The sequence below is a fragment of the Pseudomonas sp. B424 genome, from assembly GCF_055408345.1.
On the sequence record NZ_JBUZTL010000013.1, the window covers coordinates 85,591 to 106,085 of the forward strand.

Below are 20,495 nucleotides of genomic sequence, written 5' to 3' on the forward strand. Positions count from 1 at the left end.
GGCGTGTACTGCGTCGCCATTGATAACCTTTACGTTAACGTAAACTTGGCGGTCGCGACTGTCAACGACCTTTACGTTAACGTCAACTTCAGCCAGAGTGCTTGCTATTCTTCAACTTGATACGGCGCAGATGAGCGCCGTACCTATGCTCCCAAAACAATCACAAGAGGAGTTGTCATGAAGCCGCAATCCGTCCCCAGTTACAGCCAGGGTGCACAAGACAAAGCACTGCCGGCGATGACCATCGGTCAGGCTTTCGATCGGACAGCCGCGCTTTACCCCGACGGTGAGGCGCTGGTGGTGTGCCATCAACAACAACGTTACACCTGGGCGCAATTGGCCCGGGCGGTGGATTTGCATGCCAGGGCGCTGCTGGCTTTGGGCTTGCAGGTCGGTGACCGGCTCGGGGTGTGGGCGCCGAACTGTACCCAGTGGTTTATCAGCCAGTTTGCCAGCGCAAAAATCGGCGTGGTCCTGGTCAATATCAACCCTGCGTACCGGCTCTCGGAGCTGGAATACGTGCTTAAACAGTCGGGGTGTCAGTGGCTGGTCTGTGCCGGGGCGTTCAAAACCTCCAACTATCACGCCATGCTTCAGGAGCTGATCCCGCAGTTGGCCGAACAGTCGGCGGGGGTTCTGGATTGCGCGCGCTTTGCCGGGTTGCGCGGCGTTATCAGTCTCGCCCCTGAGCCGCCCGCGGGCTTCCTGCCCTGGTCGCAACTTGCCACGTTGGGCGGCGAGGTGACCGATGAGCAGCTCCATGCCCGCGAAGCCTGCGTGCAGTACGATCAGCCGGTGAATATTCAGTACACCTCGGGCACCACGGGCTTTCCCAAAGGCGCGACCCTGAGCCATCACAACATTCTCAACAATGGCTATATGGTGGGTGAAAGCCTGGGGCTGACGGCCAGCGACCGGCTGGTGATCCCGGTGCCGCTCTATCACTGTTTTGGCATGGTGATGGGCAACCTGGGCTGCGTGACCCACGGCACCACGATGATTTATCCCGGTGAGGCCTTTGACCCGGGCCTCACCCTGCAAGCGGTTGCGCAAGAGCGGGCCACGGGGCTGTACGGCGTGCCGACCATGTTTATCGCCATGCTCGACCACCCGCAGCGTGCCGAGTTTGATCTGTCGGGTTTGCGTACCGGGATCATGGCCGGTGCGACGTGCCCGATCGAGGTGATGCGCCGCGTGATCAGTGAGATGCACATGGGCGAAGTGCAAATTGCTTATGGCATGACCGAAACCAGCCCGGTGTCGATCCAGACCGGTCCCGCAGACGACCTGGAACTGCGTGTTACCACTGTGGGGCGCACCCAGCCGCAACTGGAGAGCAAGCTGATCGATGCCGGGGGCAATGTCGTTGCGCGAGGTGAGATTGGCGAGCTGTGCACCCGCGGCTACAGCGTGATGCTCGGGTACTGGAACAATCCGCAGGCCACCGCTGATGCCATTGATGGTGAAGGCTGGATGCATACCGGCGATCTGGCGCAGATGGATGAGCAAGGGTATGTACGCATCGTGGGGCGCAACAAGGACATGATCATTCGCGGTGGCGAAAATATTTACCCGCGTGAGCTGGAAGAGTTCTTTTTCACCCACCCGGCGGTGGCAGACGTGCAGATCGTGGGCATACCTGACGCCAGGTACGGTGAAGAAATCGTGGCATGGATCAAGTTTCATCCCGGCCATGCGGCCAACGAGCTGGAGTTGCAGACCTGGTGCAAGTCGCGCATCGCACACTTTAAAACGCCGCGCTACTTCAAGTTTGTAGACGCGTTCCCGATGACCGTGACCGGCAAAATCCAGAAATTCAAAATGCGCGAGATCAGTATTCAGGAGTGTGCAAAACGCTAAGGCACTATCTGTTTTTTTGTGGGAGCGGGCTTGCTCGCGATGCAGTCGCTGCGGTTTATCAGGTAAACCGAGGTGAAGGCCATCGCGAGCAGGCCCGCTCCCACATGAGTCGCATGTGAATTGGCAAAATATCAAACCCCGGACAGCACAAAGGGGAGCCGAAGCTCCCCTTTAATGTGTCGTGCATGCTCTTTTTTTATTATTGAAGGGCGGTCTATTGTTGTTTTTGGAACTCACCCTTTGCTGCGTTTTGTGCGACCCCCATCCGGGGTCAAGAGCAAACGTATTTTTTTGAGCGCTGATCCACTTTTATCACGGGCTATCAAACCTGTGATCCAACCTGTGCATGTGCTACCTGAAGGTAGTTTTATTATTCTCTGCCCGGTTGCGAGGTGGCTTTTAGGCGCCTCGGAAAAGTAAACCTTCTCCAAAAAAATCTGTTAGCTGCGTCTCTGTCGTGTTGTTTTTGTTATGTCAGAGTCGTTTCGTATTGTTTTTATTATGTTGCTGCGGTTTTTATTCTTGTTATGCCATAGAGATAGCAGGAGCCGTGCCAACTTTTAAAAACCCTTATAAATCAATATGTTGAGTTTTCAGGCAATAAAAAACCGGCCCCTGAAACGGCCGGTTTGTTTCCGTGTTACTCGTTTGGTTCCCTTGCGGTAACACCACGGCACACTTTTTAGCCCTGACGTGCCCTGGCGACCCGCGACCCGGTAACACGGCCCAGTACGCTGCAGATGTGTTCGCCTGCCAGTAGCAGCTTGTCCATATCGATCCCGGTTTCGATGCCCATGCCGTTGAGCATGTACAGCACGTCTTCAGTGGCCACGTTGCCGCTGGCGCCCTTGGCATAGGGGCAGCCGCCAAGCCCGGCAATCGAGCTGTCGAACACCGCGATGCCTTCTTGCAGGCTCGCGTAGATGTTCACCAGTGCCTGGCCGTAGGTGTCGTGGAAGTGCCCGGCGAGTTTTTCCCGGGGCACGTCAGCGGTGACGGCTTCAAACATTGCCCGGGTAGCAGTCGGCGTTCCGGTACCGATGGTGTCGCCCAGTGAAACCTCGTAACAGCCCATGGCATACAGCTCTTTCGCCACGGCTGCGACCTGTTGCGCGCTGACGTGGCCTTCATACGGGCAACCGAGCACGCAGGACACATAACCGCGCACGCTGATGCCGTGTTGTTTGGCGGCCTCGATAATGGGTTCGAAGCGCGCCAGGCTTTCGCTGATCGAGCAATTGATATTGCGTTGCGAGAAGGCTTCGGACGCGGCGGCAAACACTGCGACTTCTTTTACCCCGGCCGCCACGGCATCCTCAAACCCGCGCAGGTTGGGTGCCAGCGCACCGTATACCACGCCCGGTTTGCGCCGGATTTTCGCGAAAACCTCGGCCGAACCGGCCATTTGCGGCACCCACTTGGGTGACACAAAGCTGCCGACTTCTATATAGCCGAGCCCGGCGTCGGTCAGGGCGTCAACCAGTTGCACCTTGTCGGCGACACTGATGGGGTTGGCTTCATTTTGCAGACCGTCGCGCGGGCCGACTTCGATCAGGCGCACATGGGTGGGAAGTGTCATGGGGGTCACCCTCTCTGTGTGGGAATACCCGGTGGGAGCGGGCTTGCTCGCGATGGGCACAATGCGGTGCATCAGCATTAGCGCGTCGATGCGATCGCGAGCAAGCCCGTTCCCACAGCAGGTATCAGCGTCTAATTGGGTATCTGGTTTTGTATTGTCTGTTCCAGCGCCTGGATACAGCGCTCTTCGGCAGTGTCCAGCTCCAGCTGCATCTGCTGGATATCCAGTAACTGCTGTTCCAGCTGCTCGCGGCGCTCGGCGATTTTGGCCAGCATGCTGTTGAGTTGCTTTTGATTGCCGCTGCTGGGGTCGTAAAGCTCGATCAGTTCGCGGCATTCGGCCAGGGAAAAACCAATGCGTTTGCCGCGAAGGATCAATTTCAGGCTGACCTTGTCCCGTGCTGAATACACGCGCTCCTGGCCGCGTCGCTCGGGGGCGAGCAAGCCTTGTTCTTCATAAAAACGAATGGCGCGGGTGGTGATGTCGAGCTCGCGGGCAAGGTCGGAAATACTGTACGTCTGGCTGCTCATGGGCGGGCTCTGGAGGAATCGTGTTCTTAAACTACTGGCTGGTTGACGTTTACGTCAAGCAAGCTGGCGCTGTCGTGTTTCTTTTCCTGTGCCACTTGCTGTTGGCACAGCTCAATCAGTTGTTCGCGCATCCAGCGATTGGCCGGGTCTTGCTCGGTGCTTTCGTGCCAGTACAAATGGGTTTCCACGTTGGGCAATTCATTGAGCGGCAGCGGCACAAAATGCAGGGCATGGCGCCGGGCGAAGCGCTCGGGAACGGTCATCACCATGTCGGTTTGCTGTAACACATTGGAGGCCATCAAGTAATGCTGCGAGCGCAGGGTGATCTTGCGTTGCAGGCCCATTTTGCCCAGCGCCAGGTCCACTTCACCCAGGCCATTGCGCCGGGTCGAGATATGAATATGGGTCAATGCCAGGTAGTCATCGAGTTGCAAGGCGGCTTTGCCGGCCAAGGGGTGACCTTGACGCATGGCACATACATAGCGGTCCTCCATCAGCTTGACGTGGCGTACTTGCGGGTCGGTATTGAGCGGCGCATCCACGGCAAAATCCAGACGTCCGGCCGCCAGATCGCTGGTGGTCTCACGCCGATGGGAGAGAAAACTCTCGACCACCACCGATGGAGCCTGACGGCGCAAGCGCTGGAACAGCGGCGGCAGGATCACCGCTTCGCTCAGGTCCGTCATGCTGATGCGGTAGGTCTTGTTGGCTTGCAACGGGTTGAAGGTGCGGCTTTCCTGCACTGACACGCGCAACAGCGCCAGGGCACTGCGCACCGGGCTGATGATGTTCTGCGCCATGGGGGTAGGCACCATGCCCTGGGCGGTACGGACAAACAGCGGGTCGTTGAAGCTTTCGCGCAATCGCGCCAGCGCATTTGACACGGCCGGCTGAGTGATGCCGATGATTTGCCCGGCGCGGGTCAGGTTGGCTTCGGTGTAGATGGCATCGAAGACAATAAACAGATTGAGATCGACCTTGTTCAGGTTCATGGCGCGTGGCTCTTGTTGTTAGAGGGAGGGACGCGGGGTAATCATATATTGCTTATGAATGGTAATACACGCTGTTAATAGATGGCGCAAATGAAGGGTGGCTGACCTAGTATCACTTTTCGACATTTCCGGTAGAAGGTAGCCCCCCATGGATTTCGCTTATTCCCCGAAAGTTCAGGCACTGCGTGAGCGTGTGACCGCGTTTATGGACGCCTGTGTGTACCCGGCGGAGGCGATTTTCGAGCAGCAGGTAGCGCAAGGTGACCGCTGGCAGCCGACCGCGATCATGGAAGAGCTCAAGCGCAAGGCCAGGGCTGAAGGCCTGTGGAACCTGTTTTTGCCGGAGTCTGCACTGGGGGCCGGGTTGACCAACCTGGAGTACGCCCCCCTGGCTGAAATCATGGGGCGTTCAATGCTGGGGCCGGAGCCGTTCAATTGCTCTGCCCCCGATACTGGCAATATGGAAGTGCTGGTGCGCTACGCCAGCGAGGCGCAAAAACAGCAGTGGCTGGAGCCGCTGTTGCGCGGCGAAATCCGCTCGGCGTTTGCCATGACCGAACCGGATGTGGCCTCCTCGGATGCGACCAACATGGACGCCCGTGCGGTACGCGACGGTAACGAATGGGTGATCAATGGCCGCAAGTGGTGGACTTCCGGTGCCTGCGACCCGCGCTGCAAAATCCTGATCTTTATGGGCCTGAGCAACCCCGAAGGGCCGCGTCATCAACAGCACTCGATGATCCTGGTGCCCGTCGACACGCCGGGGGTAAAAGTCGTGCGTCCGTTACCGGTGTTCGGCTACGACGATGCGCCCCATGGGCATGCCGAAGTGCTGTTCGAGAACGTGCGGGTGCCGTACGAAAATGTTTTGCTCGGCGAAGGACGCGGTTTTGAAATTGCCCAGGGCCGTCTCGGGCCGGGTCGCATTCACCACTGCATGCGCTCAATCGGCATGGCCGAGCGGGCGTTGGAGCTGATGTGCAAGCGCGCCCTTGCACGTACCGCCTTCGGCAAACCGCTGGCACGGTTGGGCGGGAATATCGACAAGATTGCCGACTCGCGCATGGAGATCGACATGGCCCGGCTGTTGACGCTCAAAGCGGCGTACATGATGGACACGGTGGGCAATAAAGTGGCGAAAAGCGAAATCGCGCAAATCAAGGTCATCGCCCCGAACGTTGCCTTGAACGTGATTGACCGGGCGATTCAGATGCATGGCGGGGCAGGGGTGTCGGGGGACTTTCCGCTGGCTTATATGTACGCCATGCAGCGTACGTTGCGCCTGGCCGATGGACCCGATGAAGTGCATCGGGCGGCGGTGGGCAAGTTTGAGCTGGACCAGTACGCAAAAATTCCCGGGTAACCACGTTTCTGTGGGGGCGGGCCTGCCCGCGCTAGCATCGCGAGCAAGCCCGCCCCCACAGGCAATGCTGTTCATTTATAGAACAACGCTACTCAATTGTGGGAGCGAGCTTGCTCGCGATGGTCTTCAGAGCGACGCATTTACTCAGTAAATACGCGTCATCGTTTACGACCATCGCGAGCAAGTCGAACCGTCGCACCGCCGCGCCCACAGAGTTAGAGATCGCTTAAGTGAACAACATTGCGCCCCCACAGGGGTTTTGAGTTCAGGATTTAATACACCCACACCTCAACCCGTCGGTTCTTGAGGCGCCCTTCGTCTTCGGTGTTGGCCGCCACCGGCATTTGTGCGCCATAGCCGCGAATTTCGCGCAGCACTACCCCGTTTTTAACCAATTCGCGACGCACCGCCATCGCCCGCAATTTTGACAATAGTTGCGCGCGCTCCGGGTCATCCTTGGCGTCACCAAAACCCACCAGCGTTACCTGCCTGTCGAGCTTGTCGTTGGCGCTCAGGTAGTCGACCACCCGCAGCAAGTCCTGACGTGCCTTGTTGTCCAGCGAAGCACTGCCTTCCTCAAAACGAAAATTCACGGACAGACGCTGCGCCTCTTTGGTCAGCGCCTGATACTCCTGGGGCATATGTGCGCCTGCAAGGACGCTGCCCGCCTGTACGCTTTGGGCGACAAAGCCGTTTCGCGCGACGATGGCCTGGCCTTGAGGGCTTTGGGTGAAGGTCACCAGTGCCTTGGCCCAAGGATTGTTCGTGGCGGGCGGCAGGTAAAAGAACAGCCGCCGCGACAAGGGATAGTCCTCGCTGGCGATCAGGCTGGTGAGTGGCAACATCGGCTGCGATGCGCCGTCGACAATGGCCACGGCTTTGGCTTCGCGGATGTAAGGCAGGCCGATAAAACCGATGGCTTGCGGGTCGTGGCTGACGGCATCCGACAGTTGTTCGCTGGATTCGAAGCGTTGCGCGGTGCTGCTCAAGGGATGCCCGCTGCGGCTCAGGACCAGCTCTCTGAAGGTGTCCCAGGTGCCGGACTGGTCATCGCGGGCATACAAACGGATCGTGCCGCCGATACCGCCCAGTTGCTCCCAGCGGCTGATCTGGCCGCTGAAAATCTGTGCCAGTTGTTCAGTGTTGAGCTGGTTCAGCGGGTTGCGCGGGTGAAGAATGATCGCCAGGCCGTCGATGGCAATTACCTGCTCGGCGTCAGGGCTTTTCAGGTCGCCGAGGCGTTCGAGGTCGACCAGTTCGCGGTCCTTGATCGGCCGCGATGAGGCCACCAGGTCGGCCTGCCCGGCGGCAAGAGCCGTGAAACCGGTGCCCGAGCCGTGGGCTGCGACATCCACACGGATCTGCTGGCCCTGGGCGTTGGTGCCGACAATGCTGTGTTCGTTGGGGGGGATGACCGGGACGCTGTGGATATCGTGCAGGCCTTGCTCGGCCAGCATGGCCGTCACCAGCGCCGGGCCGAGGTTGGCACCGATGGTGTTCGAACCCTGTATCCGCAAGTCGGCAGCCATGGCCGGACTGGCCAGGGTGCAGAACAGGGTCAACGACATAAAGCGCAGCATCAGCGGGCACCTTCCTGGAGCCATAGAAATGTCTGCAATTTAAGTCAAAAAGGTTTCAAACCAATGACAGCCCGCTCCCACTCTCAGATCAGCTCAATTCCAGCCAGATCGGTGCATGGTCTGACGGTTTTTCCATGCCGCGCAGGTCGTAGTCGACGCCTGCCGCCTTGATGCGTGGCACCAGCCCTTGTGAGGCGAGGATCACGTCAATGCGCAGGCCCCGCTTGGGCTCGTCTTCAAAGCCACGGCTGCGGTAATCGAACCAGCTGAAACGGTCGGCCACGTCCGGGTGCAGGTAGCGAAAGCTGTCAACCAGCCCCCAGCCCTTGAGACGCTCCAGCCACTCACGCTCTTCCGGCAAGAAGCTGCACTTGCCGGTTTTCAGCCAGCGCTTGGCGTTGTCCGGGCCAATGCCGATGTCGCAGTCCTGCGGGGAGATATTGATGTCGCCCATCACCACCAGCGGTTGTTCGTTGCTGAACTGGCTTTCCAGCAACTGCTGCAGGTCGCTGTAGAAGCGCTGCTTGGCCGGGAACTTGGTAGGGTGGTCGCGGCTTTCGCCCTGTGGGAAGTAACCATTCATGATGGTCACGGGCTGGCCATTTTCGTCAGCGAATGTGCCCCAGATAAAACGCCGCTGGGCGTCTTCTTCGTCGGTGGCAAAACCCTTGTGCAGCTCCAGCGGCGCCTGACGCGAGAGCAGGGCAACACCGTAATGGCCTTTTTGGCCATGAAAGTGCACGTGATAGCCCAGTGCTTCAATGTCGGCGAGGGGGAACTGGTCGTCATGGACCTTGGTTTCCTGGAGGCCGATCACGTCAGGCTGGTGTTTCTCGATCAGCGCTGCCAGCTGATGCGGCCGTGCGCGCAGGCCGTTGATGTTGAATGAAACGATTTTCATGGGCGGGCAGTCCTGAGCAAAACTGTGATGCTAGCGGACTGACGCGTCAGCGGCCAGCGTGCAGTGGGGCAAATGCACTGCTAACGTAGGATGCACTTGGCCACGATTGAACTGTTGTGGCACTCGGGGGTTCGTACGCACTACAAGCGCCGCTATCCAGGCCGCGCCCGGGAGGTTGACCGCATGACGCAAACGTCGAACGCCACCAGTCAGATCCAGCTGCTCGACAGTGGCTATTCAAGAGAAGCACGCTCCTTGCTGTATCAGGCTTATCGCCATGAGCCGACGTATCGCTTTTTGTTTAATGCCGATCGCAGCGGTTATGAGCAACGGGTTCGCGCTACGGTGCGGGAACTGGTCAGGCAGCATTTTTTTCAGGATTTGCCCGCATTGGGGTTGCTGGTCAATGACCGGCTGGTGGGCATTGCCTTGATTGCGCCACCGCAACGGCGTCTGGGGATTACCGAAAGTTGGGCCTGGCAGCTGCGCATGTTGCTCAGTACCGGCTTGAACTGCACGCGGCGTTATCTGGATTATCACCAGGCGGTGCAGGCCTGCGTTCCGGGGGATGCTGTGCATATGCTGCCGCTGCTGGGTATTCATCCCGAATTTCAGGGGTTGCACTACGGTGAGCAGTTGCTTGAAGCAGTGCATAACTGGTGCGCCGAGGACGAGCATTCCGAGGGCGTGGTGCTCGATACTGGCAACCCGCATTATCTGGAGTTTTACAAACGTCAGGGCTACGTGGAAATCGGCGAGGTCGCCATCGGGCCAGTCGTGGAGCATGTGTTCTTCCATGCCAATCCGCAGGCGGTGGATACCGCAACGGCCTAAACACTGATTTTTTGCCCATTGGCGCGCTCTATGAGTACCCCTGCCCGTGATAGCATCCGCGCCTATGAAGTTTCCAGGAAGATTTACCAGTGGTGTTGTCCTGCTGCTCAGCAGTTTTGCGGCGTTTGCCCAAAGCGAGCTGGTGGTCAAGGTCAAGCCGGCAAACAACGCCCTCAAGGCCAATGTGGAAGGCTATATCGGCAGCCTCGGCGATCGCGACGAGAAAGCGTTGTTGCGCTTCCAGCGTGGCGCGAAAGAGCAGGCCCTTAAAGCATCCCAGGCCTTGGGTTACTACCAGCCCATCATAGAAGCCGAGGTTAAACCCGGCGATCCGCCGCGCCTGGTATTGAGCATCGATCCCGGCGAACCGGTGCATCTGCGCAACGTCAATGTGCGTGTCGAAGGCCCGGCCGCCTCGCTCAAGGCTTTTCAAATCCCCGCCAGTGATGACCTGAAACCTGGCGCGGTGCTCAACCAGGGCAACTACGAAGATGCCAAGCGCATGATCCTGAACCGTGCCCTGCGCTACGGTTTTTTCAATGGCAAATTTACCCGGCACGAACTTTTGGTGGACCCTAAAGGCGGGTTTGCAGATATCAATCTGGTCTACGAAAGCGGGCCGCGTTACGTGCTCGGCAAAGTCAGTTTTACCGGCGATGCCCCCTTTGACCAAACCCTGCTGGATCGCCTGGTGCCCTTTAAGCCCGGCACTGCGTACGACTCTGAACTGGTCGCCGAACTCAATCAAAACCTGCAAAGCAGTGGCTACTTTGAAATCGTGCGGGTTGATGCCGCGCCAAGTACCGCCGTGGGGCAGGTGATCCCGGTCGATGTTGATCTGGAAACCCGCAAGCCGCGCACCATGACCCTGGGCCTGGGTTATTCGACCGACACCGGTGCCCGCGGTAAAGCCAGCTGGACGCGACACTGGGACAACCCGCGCGGCGACAGCTATGGCTTCGAATCTGAAATTTCCCAGCCCAAACAGAACGTCGGCGCCTGGTATGACATCCCGCTGGACCCGCCGCTGACCGACAAGCTGCGTTTTGCTGCCGGCTATCAAAACGAAGAAATTGCCAACACCGATACCCTGAGCAAGTTGCTCACGGTTGGCCCCGAGTGGCACAGCAAACTGGATAACGGCTGGACGCGCATTGTGTCGCTTAAATGGCAGCACGAAGAATATCGCCTGGGCGATGACTCGGGCCTCAGTACCTTGCTGATGCCGGGTGTCAGCTATTCGGTGTTGCGCAGCGATAACCGTATCGACCCCAGCCACGGCTACAGCGTGACCACGGACATGCAAGTGGCCAAGGAAGGGTTGTTGTCTGATACCAACCTGTTCCACGGCGATGTGAAATTCAAGGCCTTGACCACCTTGTGGGACAAGCACCGTTTCCTGGGCCGGATCCAGTTTGGCGGCAGCGCCACCAACGGCTACAAGTCGATCCCGCCGTCCTTGCGCTTTTTCGCCGGTGGCGACCAGAGCGTGCGTGGTTATGACTACCAGAGCCTGTCACCGAAAAACTCGGAAGGTGACCGTATCGGTGGGCGTTACATGCTGGCCGGCAGCCTCGAGTATCAATATCAGTTTGCTGAAAAATGGCGCTGGGCGACCTTTGTCGACCAGGGCAATGCATTCAACACGCTGGACTTTCCAAGCTTGAAAACCGGGGTCGGCGTGGGTATCCGCTGGATCTCGCCGGTCGGCCCGATACGTCTCGATCTGGCCCATGCGCTGGACGATGACGGCGGTGTTCGTTTGCACTTTTCCATGGGGCCAGAACTGTGATTCGTGGTTTGAAAATAGCGGGCCTGGTGGTGTTGACGTTAGTGCTGCTGGTGGTTGTCAGTGTGGGCATCATTCTGGGTACGCAAGCGGGCAGCCGTTGGGTGCTGGGGCAGGTGCCGGGCTTGCAGGTGGATAACTTTGCCGGGCGCCTGGGCGGCCAGTGGGGTGCCGATCACCTGTTGTGGGAGCAGGGCACCAGCCGGGTCGAGGTGAGCAAGCCGATCTTTGCCTGGTCACCCGAGTGCCTGACGCGCATGACCCTGTGCATCGATCAGTTGCAGGCCGATAAGGTCAGCCTGCAATTCCCCCCGGGAGAAGACAGCAGCAGTGGTCCGATCAGCCTGCCGGACCTGAAGTTGCCGCTGGCGATTGAAGTCGGGGTGGTGAAGGTTGGCAATGTGTTGTTCAACGGCATCGAGCAGCTCAAGGGCCTGCAAATGTCGGCGCAGTGGACCGCCAAGGGCTTGCAGATCGACTCGGTGAGTGTCGAGCGCGAAGACCTGAGCGTGGAGTTGTCCGGGCTGCTTCAGCCCAATGGCGACTGGCCGCTCACCTTGCAAGGCAATGTCAGCCTGCCCGCGCCGGGTGACAAACCCCTGGCGGTGGCGCTCAAGGTTGAGGGCAATCTGCGCACCACACTGAACCTTGTGGCCGATACCAGCGGTTACATCAATGCGCATCTGACGGGTGAGCTTCAGCCTCTGGCGGACAACCTTCCGGCACAGTTGAAAATAACCGCCGAGCCGTTCAAGGCCAGCCCCGACCTGCCGGACACTCTGCAACTCAATCAATTGCTGCTCACGGCCAAAGGTGACCTCAAAGACGGCTACGAGTTGAACGGCAGCGCCATATTGCCGGCTGAAAACGCCCCCGTGAGCCTGTTGCTCAAAGGGCGTGTGGATGCCAAGGGCGCGCAAATCGCAGCACTGGATCTGACGGCCAGCCCGCAGCAGCACTTGAAACTGTCCGGGCAGGTGGACTGGCACGAAGGGCTGAGTGCCGAGGCCAAAATCGACTGGCTGGAGTTCCCCTGGCACAACCTCTACCCGCTGATTGCCAAGCCTGATGTGGACCTGCGCACGTTCGCCGGTGAAGTGTCTTATCGCGATGGCAATTATCTGGGCAACTTCAAGGCGGATCTGGATGGTCCGGCCGGCAAGTTCAGCCTCAGCAGCCCGTTCAGTGGCGACCTGGGCAAGATTTTCCTGCCTGAACTCAAACTGGTTGCCGGGCAGGGCAAGGCCGAGGGGCATGCCAATGTACAGTTCGCCGACGGCGTGGCCTGGGACACGGCGCTGGACTTGAGTGCGCTCAACCCCGCGTACTGGGTCGCCGAATTGCCGGGTACCCTGGCAGGTCCCTTGCGCAGTAAAGGCTCATTCAAAAATGAGCGCCTTGAACTCAATGCCAACCTCGACCTGAAAGGCCGTTTGCGCGGCCTGCCGGCGGTGCTGCAAGCCAAGGCCGAAGGCGCGGGTGAAGCCTGGACGGTCAGTACGCTGGATATTCGCCTGGGGGACAACCGAATCAACGGTACCGCCAGTTTGCAGCAGCAACTCAAGGCTCAGCTTGATCTGAACATGCCGCGTCTGGGGCAACTGTGGCCAGAACTGCGCGGCCAGCTCAAGGGTCGGGTCGACCTGAGCGGGACGCTCAAGGCGCCGCAAGGCAAGGTCATGCTCAACGGCCAGCAGCTGGCGTTTGCCGACAATCACCTGCAAAGCCTGACGCTGGATGCCAGCCTGGATCGCAATCAGCGTGGCCAGCTGGACCTTAAGGGCAGCGGGATTCGAGCCGGTGACACTCAGTTGGGTGTATTGACCGCCAACGGCAGTGGCGATATCAAGCGCCAACAGCTCAAGTTGGCGTTGCAGGGGCCAATGCTGAACCTGGGCCTGGCGCTGGATGGCGGCCTGGATAAAGACAATTGGCGCGGGCGGTTGGTCAGTGGTGATATCAAGGCCGGCGGCCAGGCCTGGGTGCTGCAAAACCCGGCGCGGCTGGAGCGTCTGGCCGATGGCCGGCTCAACCTGGGGGCGCAGTGCTGGATCTCCGGTCCGGCCAGCCTGTGCAGCGAAGAGCAACGCCTGGTGCCTGATCCGAAACTGCGTTTACACCTCAAGCAGTTCCCCCTCGACAGCCTGGCGCAGTGGTTGCCCAAGGACTTCCAGTGGCAAGGTCAGCTCAATGCCGACCTGATGCTGGACCTGCCGGCCAGCGGGCCAAAAGGCCAGGTCGTGGTGGATGCCAGCGGCGGTACGTTACGCATCAAGGACAAAGGCCAATGGCTGGACTTCCCGTACCAGGCGTTCAAGTTGACCAGTAACCTGACGCCTAACCGGGTCGAGTCGCGGCTCGATTTCGATGGCGGCAGGCTGGGGCAACTGATGCTCTCGGCACGTATCAACCCGCTGCCCAAAAACAAACCGATTACCGGCGAGTTCCGTCTGGTGGGGCTGGATGTGTCGGTTATCCGGCCGTTTGCACCGATGGTGGAAAAACTCACGGGTCTGTTGAACGGCTCGGGCACGATCTCGGGCGGTTTGCTGGCGCCTCATGTCATGGGCAGCGTGGCGCTGACCGGTGGCGAAATTTCCGGACCGCAACTGCCGACCAACTTCGAGAACCTGCAACTGACAGCGCGCATCAACGGCGAAACGGCGCAACTTGCCGGTGGCTGGACCAGCGGTCCGCAAGGGCAGGGCAGTATCTCCGGCGACGTGGCATGGGGCCAGGCCATGGCCGTCAACGTGCTGGTCAAGGGCAACAACCTGCCGGTTACGGTCGAGCCTTACGCCAAGCTTGAAGTCGCGCCGGACCTGAAAATCTCCCTCAGCCCCGGCAACACTTTGTTGATCGCAGGCCGGGTGAACGTCCCCAAAGGTGAAATCGTGGTTCGCGAGTTGCCGCCCTCGACGGTCAAGGTGTCGGATGACACGGTGATCGTAGGGCAGCAGGCAGCGGATCAGGCGCCACCGATGGTGGTCGACATGGATATCACCGTGGTGGTGGGGCAAGAGCTGCTGACGTTCTCGGGCTTTGGCCTGAACGCCGATCTGGCGGGGCAGGTGCATATTGGCAACAACATGGACACCCGTGGCGAGTTGCGGCTGAACAACGGCCGCTACCGTGCCTATGGCCAGAGGCTGACCATCCGCAGGGCGCGGCTGTTGTTTGCGGGGCCGATTGCCCAGCCGTATCTGGACATTGAAGCGATTCGCCAGACCGACGATGTTATTGCCGGGATTCGTCTGACGGGCAGTGCCGAACAACCCACCACCCAAATCTTCTCGGAGCCTGCCATGAGCCAGGAGCAGGCGCTGTCCTACCTGATTCTGGGACGTCCGCTGACGGGTACCGGCGAAGATGAAAACCTGCTGGCGCAAGCTGCACTGGGCCTTGGGTTGATGGGCAGTTCGGGGGTCACCACCAGCTTGGCGAATCACTTGGGGATCAAGGATTTTGAGCTCGACACCGAAGGCAGCGGCAATGACACCGCAGTGGTGGCCAGTGGCAAGATCAACGAGCGCTTGAGTGTGCGTTACGGGGTTGGCGTGTTTGAACCTGCCAGCACCATTGCCTTGCGTTACAAGCTGAGCAAAAGGGTGTATGTCGAGGTGGCCAGCGGCGTGGCCAGCTCGCTGGATATCTTCTACAAGCGGGATTTCTGAACTGATGCCTGCCCGGAACCACTGTGGGATCGGGCTTGCTCGCGATCGCATCACCGCGCTCTGGCAGGTTGACCGCGTCGCCTGCATCGCAGGCAAGCCAGCGCCCACAGTAATCTCCCCTAGTCTGAAGGTAGGGGGGGCAGAATCAGCGATTAAGCTGCTTCAGATTTCCTGAGTAATGGAGGGTCCATGGACCGTTTCAACGCGATGCTGGTCTTTACCCGCATCGTTGAACTGGGTGGCTTTTCCAGGGCTGCCGACAGCCTGCAAATGCCGCGCGCATCGGTGACGGTGCTGATCAAGCAGCTGGAAGCTCATCTGGGTGTGCAATTGTTGCATCGCACCACGCGCCAGGTAAGTCCGACCCTGGACGGTGCGGCCTACTATCAGCGTTGCGTCAACTTGCTGGCTGATCTTGAAGAAGCCGAAGGGCTGTTCCGAAGCAGTCAGCCCAAGGGCACGCTGCGGGTCGAAATGCCTGCGGCGGTGGGGCGTCTGGTGGTGTTCCCGGCGTTGCAGGAGTTTACCCGGCGCTACCCGCTGATCGAACTGGAAATCGGCCTCAACGACCGTCCCGTGGACTTGATCCGCGAAGGGGTGGATTGCGTTATCCGTGGCGGGCTGACGATGGATGACTCGCTGGTGGCCCGGCCGCTGGTGCAGATGGACCAGATCACCTGCGCCAGCCCCGGCTATTTGCAGGTCCACGGGGTACCGCAATCGCTCGAAGACTTGAGCGGGCATCAGGTGGTGGAGTATGTCTCCAGCGTTTCGGGCAAGCGCTACGGGCTGGAGTTTCAGGTCGGCGACGAAGTGCGTCTGGTGGACTTGCCCAGGCAGGTCTCGGTCAACAGTGCAGAGGGGTATCTGGCGGCGTGTGTGGCGGGGTATGGCCTGGTGCAAACGCCGCATTACCATGCCGTGCAACTGGTGCGCGAAGGGCGGTTGCAAGAAGTGCTCAGTGAATGTCTGCCACCGCGTCTGGCGTTGACCGCCCTGTATCCGCCGCATCGGCAATTGTCCCCGCGTGTACGGGTATTTGTGGATTGGCTGGTGGACGTGTGTGCCCGGCCGGGCAGCGGCTTTCGACGTTAACCCGAGCCTGTGGGGCAGGCTCGGGCTGTTTTGTCAGCGGTGGTAATAACCTGAGCCACCATCATGGTGACGGTGACCGTCGTGCCATCCATGGCCTGGGAAAAACACGCATCCGCTCATGGCCAGGATGAGCATTAACGGAACCAGCCTGGTGATTCGACGCAACATGTCTAAATCCTCATGGTTAGAACCGGTGGCAGCTAAAAAGCTTCCCCGGCTGTAATATGAGACCCCGGATGTTTCAATTCATTTGCGTAAACCAAACATATTTGTTGAATTTGCGGTTTGCGTTTTCAGACTTACTTTCAGGAACAGGCTATGACCTCTTCGCAACGCTTGAAATACTCGATTTTGATTTCACTGGTCGTTCTGGGGATCATGTTCGGTCTTTCGTACATGCAAAACGCCGGCATGATCACCGAGAAAATGTTCCAGTACATCGCCATCGGCGTGGCAGTGGTTGTGGTGGTGATCAATGGCGTGATGCGCCGCAAGACCAAGATTTAAGCTTCGATCCTGCCGGTCAAAACGGCTTCAGCCTGCGGATGCAGGCTGTAGCTCTTGTCGCTGTTGAGCACCACCACCCCCTCGCTGCACAAGCGTTTGAGCACCTCGCGCACACTCAGGAATGACAGTGGAATATCCAGTGCCTGCAAGTGGCTGTGCATGCCGCGCACCCCGAGCCGGCGCTCATTTCCGGCCGCTGTCAGCAACGCGTCAATGACCTTGAGCCGCACCAGGCTGGTACGCAGCCCGAAGCATTTGAGCAGGTGACGGATCCGTTCGTTGCCGTGCAAGGGCGCCAGTGTTTCCAGCAACCCTGGATCGGGTTGAAAATTTGCGTCGCGATGCTGCTGGCTACCATCCGTTGGTATATGCGAGTTGTGCATGTAAAAAACTCCTTTTCAGAGCCCGATCAGGAAAAGAAAAAAATGCTCTTAGTTAACTAGACGAATGAGCGGCTTAAATCATGAACATTGGAATGTAGAAAATTTGTCGTAAATTCGTCTCGATTGCGTATGCACCCAGTGCAGGCGGGGGTTTTGAGCGTTTATGAATTTTTTTTAATCGACGTGGATTTCGCTGTCCGGGTGTGTTTCTGGCCGATTGCGGCGCCGGGCGGCTTGTCGTGAAAGCTGTGAATGCTAGAGGGTGGGGAGTGGGTTCAAAACGGGTTTTCCGTCCTGGCTGACGCTAAGGTAAACCGGCAACACTTTGGGCAGGGTGGTCACCAGGTGGGTGATTTCCCGGGTGTTGAATACACCACCGATCCGCAGCTTGCCGGTGGCGCTGTCGGCCAGGGAGAGGGGGGTGTCGAGGTAGCGGTTGATCAGGGGCAAGGCGTCGGCCAGGGACAGGTTGTCCAGCACCAGCTTGCCGTTGCGCCAGGCCAGATCCGGCGTGCTGGCCTGGATCTGGCTGATTTGCGCGGCGTTGTCGCCAGCCTTGTAGCGTGCCTGCATCCCCGGTTCCAGACGCAGACCGTCACCACTGAGGTTCGTGTTGCTGGTCACCAGCACCGAGCCTTCAAGCAGCGTGACCCGGACCTGGTCTTCGTACAGCCACACGTTGAACTGGGTACCGGTGACACGAACCCGTCCTTCTGCGGCCTGCACCAGGAACGGATGGGCCGTATCGTGACTCACCTTGAAAAACGCCTCACCCTTGCTCAGGGTCACCCGGCGCGCGTCCTTGTAGTTGCTGAAGGTCAGTTGCGTGCCCAGATTAAGCTCGACCTGGCTGCCATCGGGCAGGGTTACGGTCTTTGCGCTGGTACCGGCCTGGTAGCGCTCGTAAGCATTGGGGAGCCAGCCCAATTGCCAACCGCTGAAAGCGGCCACGGGGGCTGCGAGAAGGGTGATGGCCGCAGCCACGGCAAAACGCTGCCAGGGGCTGCGATGCCGTGCGGGGGGCAGGGCAATCACCTGAGCTTCGGCGGGCGCGGAGCGTGGCAGGTGGGTGCTGACATCCCAGATGTCCAGCACGGCTTCGTATTCGGACGCATGCAGGGGGTTGGCGTTTAGCCACTCAGCAAAAGCGTGACGTTCCCGGCGGGTGCAATCGGGCTCATGCAAGCGCATGCACCACTGAGCCGCCGCTTCGGTAATGGCATCGTATTCGGCTTCTGTGGGGCGTGTATCGCTCATGGGCTCTTCCCGGTTTTGTGCATTCTAACCCCGTGCCAGAGCTAACGAGAACATGAGCCATGTCAAAAGCATGTCATTTAGGCATATGGCCTGGATTTTCTCTGCTACGGTTGTCCCAGTCACATTGAGTACCAGATGCAACATCAATTAATGGAGTTAAGACAATGTTGAAGAAAACCTTTGCTGCTGTGATCACTACTGCTGCTTTGTTGAGTGCCGGTGCAGTAATGGCCAACCCTGTTGATCCAAACTGGGCGTTCTCCAAAGAGCTGGTTGAAGTTCTCAAGAACAAAAACGGCTACACCGTGATCAAGAAAATTGAAGCTCAGGACCCGGCTGCCGGCATCTGGAAAGCGGAAGGGATCAAAAAAGTCGATGGCCTTGAATACGAAATCATTTTCGATTCGACCGGCAAGGTTATTTCCGAGAAGAAAGACTGATTACGGTCGCCTGACACGAATCGTCCGCCAGGCGGTTCGCCCCGACCCTGATCGCCCGCAGCGACAGGGTCGGTTTTTTTAAACCTCGCCTTCACCACCGTTTTTGCGCCGCGCCAGCCATTGATCCCGGGTAATTTCCCACAGATCGCAGACAAATCTTCCGCTCACAAAGTCCTTCTCTTCGCTGCTTACCCTGTGCATGCCGGCCCGCTCGGAAATGCGTCGCGATCCGGTATTCGGTGCGGCTTTGGGCACCCTCATGCTCTCGCGATTCAGGGTCTGGAACCAGAAAGCGTCCACCGTCTCGCAGGCTTCGCTCATCAGGCCCTTGCCTTGATACTCGGGGGCCAGCCAGAAGCCCCTGTTGTTGTCGACGGCATCCATCAGGCTGATGCTGCCGATCAACTCGGCAGGTTGTGACAGCAGGCGAATCGTCCAGTGCCATTCTTTGCCCAGCGCGATGGCCGGTAACGCCACGTCACGCAGGAAGCTCAGCGCACCATCTGCCGGGTAGGGCCAGGGGACGACGGCATTCAGGTAACGCACGACTTCCCAATGGGCAAACCGTTCCTGGATCGCGGGCGCGTCGCCGAGCTGCAATGGTTGCAACATGAGACGCCGGGTGTGCAATGTCGGTGTAACGGGCATGGGCATGCTTCCTTGCAATGGATTTGAGCCGAGACTACCTCTCAATGCCACCCATTAAAAAGCCCCCGTAAAAACGGAGGCCGGTGCTGATCGTTGCGTCGGGGGGTGGTATTAGCCGTTGCTGCAACCATTGCCCATCACGCGGTACTCCAGAATATGACGCTGGCCCTGATGGTCTTCATAGGTCATCTGTGCCGGTACGACTTCGCACACATCGGCCGTTGGCGTCACGCTGATAACATTGGCAATGTCGAGGTCGGTGGCGTAAGTGTAATGTTCAACAGCCAGTTGCTGTGGTGCAACTGCAAGTTCGTCAGCGGCAGCCAGGGTTGAAAAACCAATCAATGCAAGAGCGATCAAAGACTTCATTATTAAAACCTTAAGCAATCACGAATCACTGACTTCAATTGCCGTGCCGGCGGGAGAAGTTGTTACGCTGTTGGAGGATATGGCGTAACACGAAGTACCGTGCCCTGTTTCAATGTTGCGGTGAGGGATGAACATAGAATACGCGCCGGGTGTTTTGATTAAAGTCAAAAGATCGCCAAGCAGTCTTGCCGGATCAGTAACAATCCCCCGGGGTTTTCTGGGCGCAATAAAAAGCCCCCTGAAAACAGGGGGCTCGGGGCCGTAGCCGCAGTTTGTCAGTGGGTGCTGCAACCGTCGCCCATTGCCTGGTACTCAAGGGTGTGGCGCTGACCCTGGGAGTCTTCATAGGTCATGGTCGCCGGTACGACTTCACATACGTCTGGAATAGTGGACAGGCTGATCACACGTGCAATGTCCAGTTTCGTACCATAGCTGTATTGTTCTGTCACAGGCTGTTGAACCGAAGAAGTTTCGCCTGCAACTGCCAGCGTTGCAAAGCCGGCAAGTACGAGTGCGATTAAATTTTTCATGGTGTGGCCTCTAAAGTAATCAAGAGTTAAAGCTGACTGACTTCATTTGCCGATGAGGCGGGAAGAAGTTACGACACATGTAAAAGTTATCAAGTGCGTACGAAGTACCGTGTATCAATGTCAACTCATGCGTGAAGCATGCGAGCAAGCTTACGCTGATCCAT

General features: G+C 58.6%; 18 protein-coding genes. 8 read left to right on the forward strand and 10 right to left on the reverse strand.

Annotated features, from left to right (window positions below; translation table 11 throughout):
* Window positions 1-177: 177 nt before the first annotated feature.
* Window positions 178-1,860 carry an AMP-binding protein gene (locus tag ACZRMS_RS16190; RefSeq protein WP_463996059.1) on the forward strand — a complete coding sequence of 561 codons (1,683 nt, stop codon included), beginning with the start codon at window positions 178-180 and terminating at the stop codon, window positions 1,858-1,860.
* A 682-nt stretch (window positions 1,861-2,542) separates the two neighbouring features.
* On the opposite strand, the gene ACZRMS_RS16195 is transcribed toward ACZRMS_RS16190, so the two are convergent.
* From ACZRMS_RS16195 to ACZRMS_RS16205, 3 genes are all read right to left on the reverse strand, one after another.
* Window positions 2,543-3,439, reverse strand: coding sequence for a hydroxymethylglutaryl-CoA lyase (locus tag ACZRMS_RS16195; protein ID WP_463996060.1), 897 nt, complete (start codon window positions 3,437-3,439; stop codon window positions 2,543-2,545).
* Window positions 3,440-3,570: 131 nt separating this feature from the next.
* On the reverse strand, window positions 3,571-3,969 hold the full coding sequence (locus ACZRMS_RS16200) for a MerR family transcriptional regulator (protein ID WP_463996061.1): 399 nt from the start codon (window positions 3,967-3,969) through the stop codon (window positions 3,571-3,573).
* A 26-nt stretch (window positions 3,970-3,995) separates the two neighbouring features.
* On the reverse strand, window positions 3,996-4,961 hold the full coding sequence (locus ACZRMS_RS16205) for a LysR family transcriptional regulator (RefSeq protein WP_463996062.1): 966 nt from the start codon (window positions 4,959-4,961) through the stop codon (window positions 3,996-3,998).
* Window positions 4,962-5,109: 148 nt separating this feature from the next.
* On the opposite strand from ACZRMS_RS16205, the gene ACZRMS_RS16210 reads away from it, so the two are divergent.
* On the forward strand, window positions 5,110-6,324 hold the full coding sequence (locus ACZRMS_RS16210) for an acyl-CoA dehydrogenase (RefSeq protein WP_463996063.1): 1,215 nt from the start codon (window positions 5,110-5,112) through the stop codon (window positions 6,322-6,324).
* A gap of 272 nt (window positions 6,325-6,596) precedes the next feature.
* Here ACZRMS_RS16210 and ACZRMS_RS16215 read toward each other — a convergent pair whose 3' ends face one another.
* Together ACZRMS_RS16215 and xthA are read right to left on the reverse strand one after the other, a co-directional pair.
* Window positions 6,597-7,904, reverse strand: coding sequence for a substrate-binding domain-containing protein (locus tag ACZRMS_RS16215; protein ID WP_463996064.1), 1,308 nt, complete (start codon window positions 7,902-7,904; stop codon window positions 6,597-6,599).
* A gap of 88 nt (window positions 7,905-7,992) precedes the next feature.
* Window positions 7,993-8,805, reverse strand: a complete 813-nt coding sequence (gene xthA / locus ACZRMS_RS16220; protein ID WP_463996065.1) for an exodeoxyribonuclease III — start codon at window positions 8,803-8,805, stop codon at window positions 7,993-7,995.
* A 183-nt stretch (window positions 8,806-8,988) separates the two neighbouring features.
* Between xthA and ACZRMS_RS16225 the strand changes: the two genes are divergently transcribed.
* The 5 genes from ACZRMS_RS16225 (at window position 8,989) to ACZRMS_RS16245 (ending at window position 16,704) form a co-directional block, all read left to right on the forward strand.
* Entirely contained in the window at window positions 8,989-9,639 is a 651-nt protein-coding gene (locus ACZRMS_RS16225; RefSeq protein WP_463996101.1) for a GNAT family N-acetyltransferase, read from the forward strand.
* A gap of 64 nt (window positions 9,640-9,703) precedes the next feature.
* Window positions 9,704-11,431 carry an autotransporter assembly complex protein TamA gene (locus ACZRMS_RS16230; protein WP_463996066.1) on the forward strand — a complete coding sequence of 576 codons (1,728 nt, stop codon included), beginning with the start codon at window positions 9,704-9,706 and terminating at the stop codon, window positions 11,429-11,431.
* The gene (locus ACZRMS_RS16235) at window positions 11,428-15,102 is read left to right on the forward strand and encodes a translocation/assembly module TamB domain-containing protein (RefSeq protein WP_463996067.1); all 3,675 of its coding nucleotides are present in this window, start codon (window positions 11,428-11,430) and stop codon (window positions 15,100-15,102) included. The genes ACZRMS_RS16230 and ACZRMS_RS16235 overlap by 4 nt, the downstream gene beginning before the upstream one ends.
* A 189-nt stretch (window positions 15,103-15,291) precedes the next feature.
* Window positions 15,292-16,197, forward strand: a complete 906-nt coding sequence (locus ACZRMS_RS16240; RefSeq protein WP_463996068.1) for a LysR family transcriptional regulator — start codon at window positions 15,292-15,294, stop codon at window positions 16,195-16,197.
* Window positions 16,198-16,515: 318 nt separating this feature from the next.
* Complete coding sequence (locus tag ACZRMS_RS16245) at window positions 16,516-16,704, forward strand: hypothetical protein (RefSeq protein ID WP_048359584.1); 189 nt, start codon at window positions 16,516-16,518, stop codon at window positions 16,702-16,704.
* Here the strand turns inward: ACZRMS_RS16245 and ACZRMS_RS16250 are convergent.
* Together ACZRMS_RS16250 and ACZRMS_RS16255 are read right to left on the reverse strand one after the other, a co-directional pair.
* The gene (locus tag ACZRMS_RS16250) at window positions 16,701-17,087 is read right to left on the reverse strand and encodes a fe2+ zn2+ uptake regulation protein (protein ID WP_463996069.1); all 387 of its coding nucleotides are present in this window, start codon (window positions 17,085-17,087) and stop codon (window positions 16,701-16,703) included. The two genes, ACZRMS_RS16245 and ACZRMS_RS16250, sit on opposite strands and share 4 nt — an antisense overlap.
* Window positions 17,088-17,342: 255 nt before the next feature.
* Complete coding sequence (locus ACZRMS_RS16255; RefSeq protein ID WP_463996070.1) at window positions 17,343-18,344, reverse strand: FecR family protein; 1,002 nt, start codon at window positions 18,342-18,344, stop codon at window positions 17,343-17,345.
* Window positions 18,345-18,508: 164 nt separating this feature from the next.
* Here ACZRMS_RS16255 and ACZRMS_RS16260 point away from each other — a divergent pair, with 164 nt between their 5' ends.
* Window positions 18,509-18,784, forward strand: coding sequence for a PepSY domain-containing protein (locus ACZRMS_RS16260; RefSeq protein WP_048359581.1), 276 nt, complete (start codon window positions 18,509-18,511; stop codon window positions 18,782-18,784).
* 78 nt (window positions 18,785-18,862) lie between these two features.
* On the opposite strand, the gene ACZRMS_RS16265 is transcribed toward ACZRMS_RS16260, so the two are convergent.
* From ACZRMS_RS16265 to ACZRMS_RS16275, 3 genes are all read right to left on the reverse strand, one after another.
* Entirely contained in the window at window positions 18,863-19,432 is a 570-nt protein-coding gene (locus ACZRMS_RS16265) for a GNAT family N-acetyltransferase (protein ID WP_463996071.1), read from the reverse strand.
* 111 nt (window positions 19,433-19,543) lie between these two features.
* On the reverse strand, window positions 19,544-19,801 hold the full coding sequence (locus ACZRMS_RS16270; protein WP_463996072.1) for a DUF2790 domain-containing protein: 258 nt from the start codon (window positions 19,799-19,801) through the stop codon (window positions 19,544-19,546).
* A 275-nt stretch (window positions 19,802-20,076) separates the two neighbouring features.
* Window positions 20,077-20,331 carry a DUF2790 domain-containing protein gene (locus tag ACZRMS_RS16275; protein WP_463996073.1) on the reverse strand — a complete coding sequence of 85 codons (255 nt, stop codon included), beginning with the start codon at window positions 20,329-20,331 and terminating at the stop codon, window positions 20,077-20,079.
* Between the last annotated feature and the right edge of the window lie 164 nt (window positions 20,332-20,495).

Bases quoted from the DNA above. Each gene is read 5' to 3' on its own strand.
- ACZRMS_RS16190 (WP_463996059.1), top strand. From the start codon at position 178: ATGAAGCCGCAATCCGTCCCCAGTTACAGCCAGGGTGCACAAGACAAA.
- ACZRMS_RS16195 (WP_463996060.1), bottom strand. From the start codon at position 3,439: ATGACACTTCCCACCCATGTGCGCCTGATCGAAGTCGGCCCGCGCGAC.
- ACZRMS_RS16200 (WP_463996061.1), bottom strand. From the start codon at position 3,969: ATGAGCAGCCAGACGTACAGTATTTCCGACCTTGCCCGCGAGCTCGAC.
- ACZRMS_RS16205 (WP_463996062.1), bottom strand. From the start codon at position 4,961: ATGAACCTGAACAAGGTCGATCTCAATCTGTTTATTGTCTTCGATGCC.
- ACZRMS_RS16210 (WP_463996063.1), top strand. From the start codon at position 5,110: ATGGATTTCGCTTATTCCCCGAAAGTTCAGGCACTGCGTGAGCGTGTG.
- ACZRMS_RS16215 (WP_463996064.1), bottom strand. From the start codon at position 7,904: ATGCTGCGCTTTATGTCGTTGACCCTGTTCTGCACCCTGGCCAGTCCG.
- xthA (WP_463996065.1), bottom strand. From the start codon at position 8,805: ATGAAAATCGTTTCATTCAACATCAACGGCCTGCGCGCACGGCCGCAT.
- ACZRMS_RS16225 (WP_463996101.1), top strand. From the start codon at position 8,989: ATGACGCAAACGTCGAACGCCACCAGTCAGATCCAGCTGCTCGACAGT.
- ACZRMS_RS16230 (WP_463996066.1), top strand. From the start codon at position 9,704: ATGAAGTTTCCAGGAAGATTTACCAGTGGTGTTGTCCTGCTGCTCAGC.
- ACZRMS_RS16240 (WP_463996068.1), top strand. From the start codon at position 15,292: ATGGACCGTTTCAACGCGATGCTGGTCTTTACCCGCATCGTTGAACTG.
- ACZRMS_RS16245 (WP_048359584.1), top strand. From the start codon at position 16,516: ATGACCTCTTCGCAACGCTTGAAATACTCGATTTTGATTTCACTGGTC.
- ACZRMS_RS16250 (WP_463996069.1), bottom strand. From the start codon at position 17,087: ATGCACAACTCGCATATACCAACGGATGGTAGCCAGCAGCATCGCGAC.
- ACZRMS_RS16255 (WP_463996070.1), bottom strand. From the start codon at position 18,344: ATGAGCGATACACGCCCCACAGAAGCCGAATACGATGCCATTACCGAA.
- ACZRMS_RS16260 (WP_048359581.1), top strand. From the start codon at position 18,509: ATGTTGAAGAAAACCTTTGCTGCTGTGATCACTACTGCTGCTTTGTTG.
- ACZRMS_RS16265 (WP_463996071.1), bottom strand. From the start codon at position 19,432: ATGCCCGTTACACCGACATTGCACACCCGGCGTCTCATGTTGCAACCA.
- ACZRMS_RS16270 (WP_463996072.1), bottom strand. From the start codon at position 19,801: ATGAAGTCTTTGATCGCTCTTGCATTGATTGGTTTTTCAACCCTGGCT.
- ACZRMS_RS16275 (WP_463996073.1), bottom strand. From the start codon at position 20,331: ATGAAAAATTTAATCGCACTCGTACTTGCCGGCTTTGCAACGCTGGCA.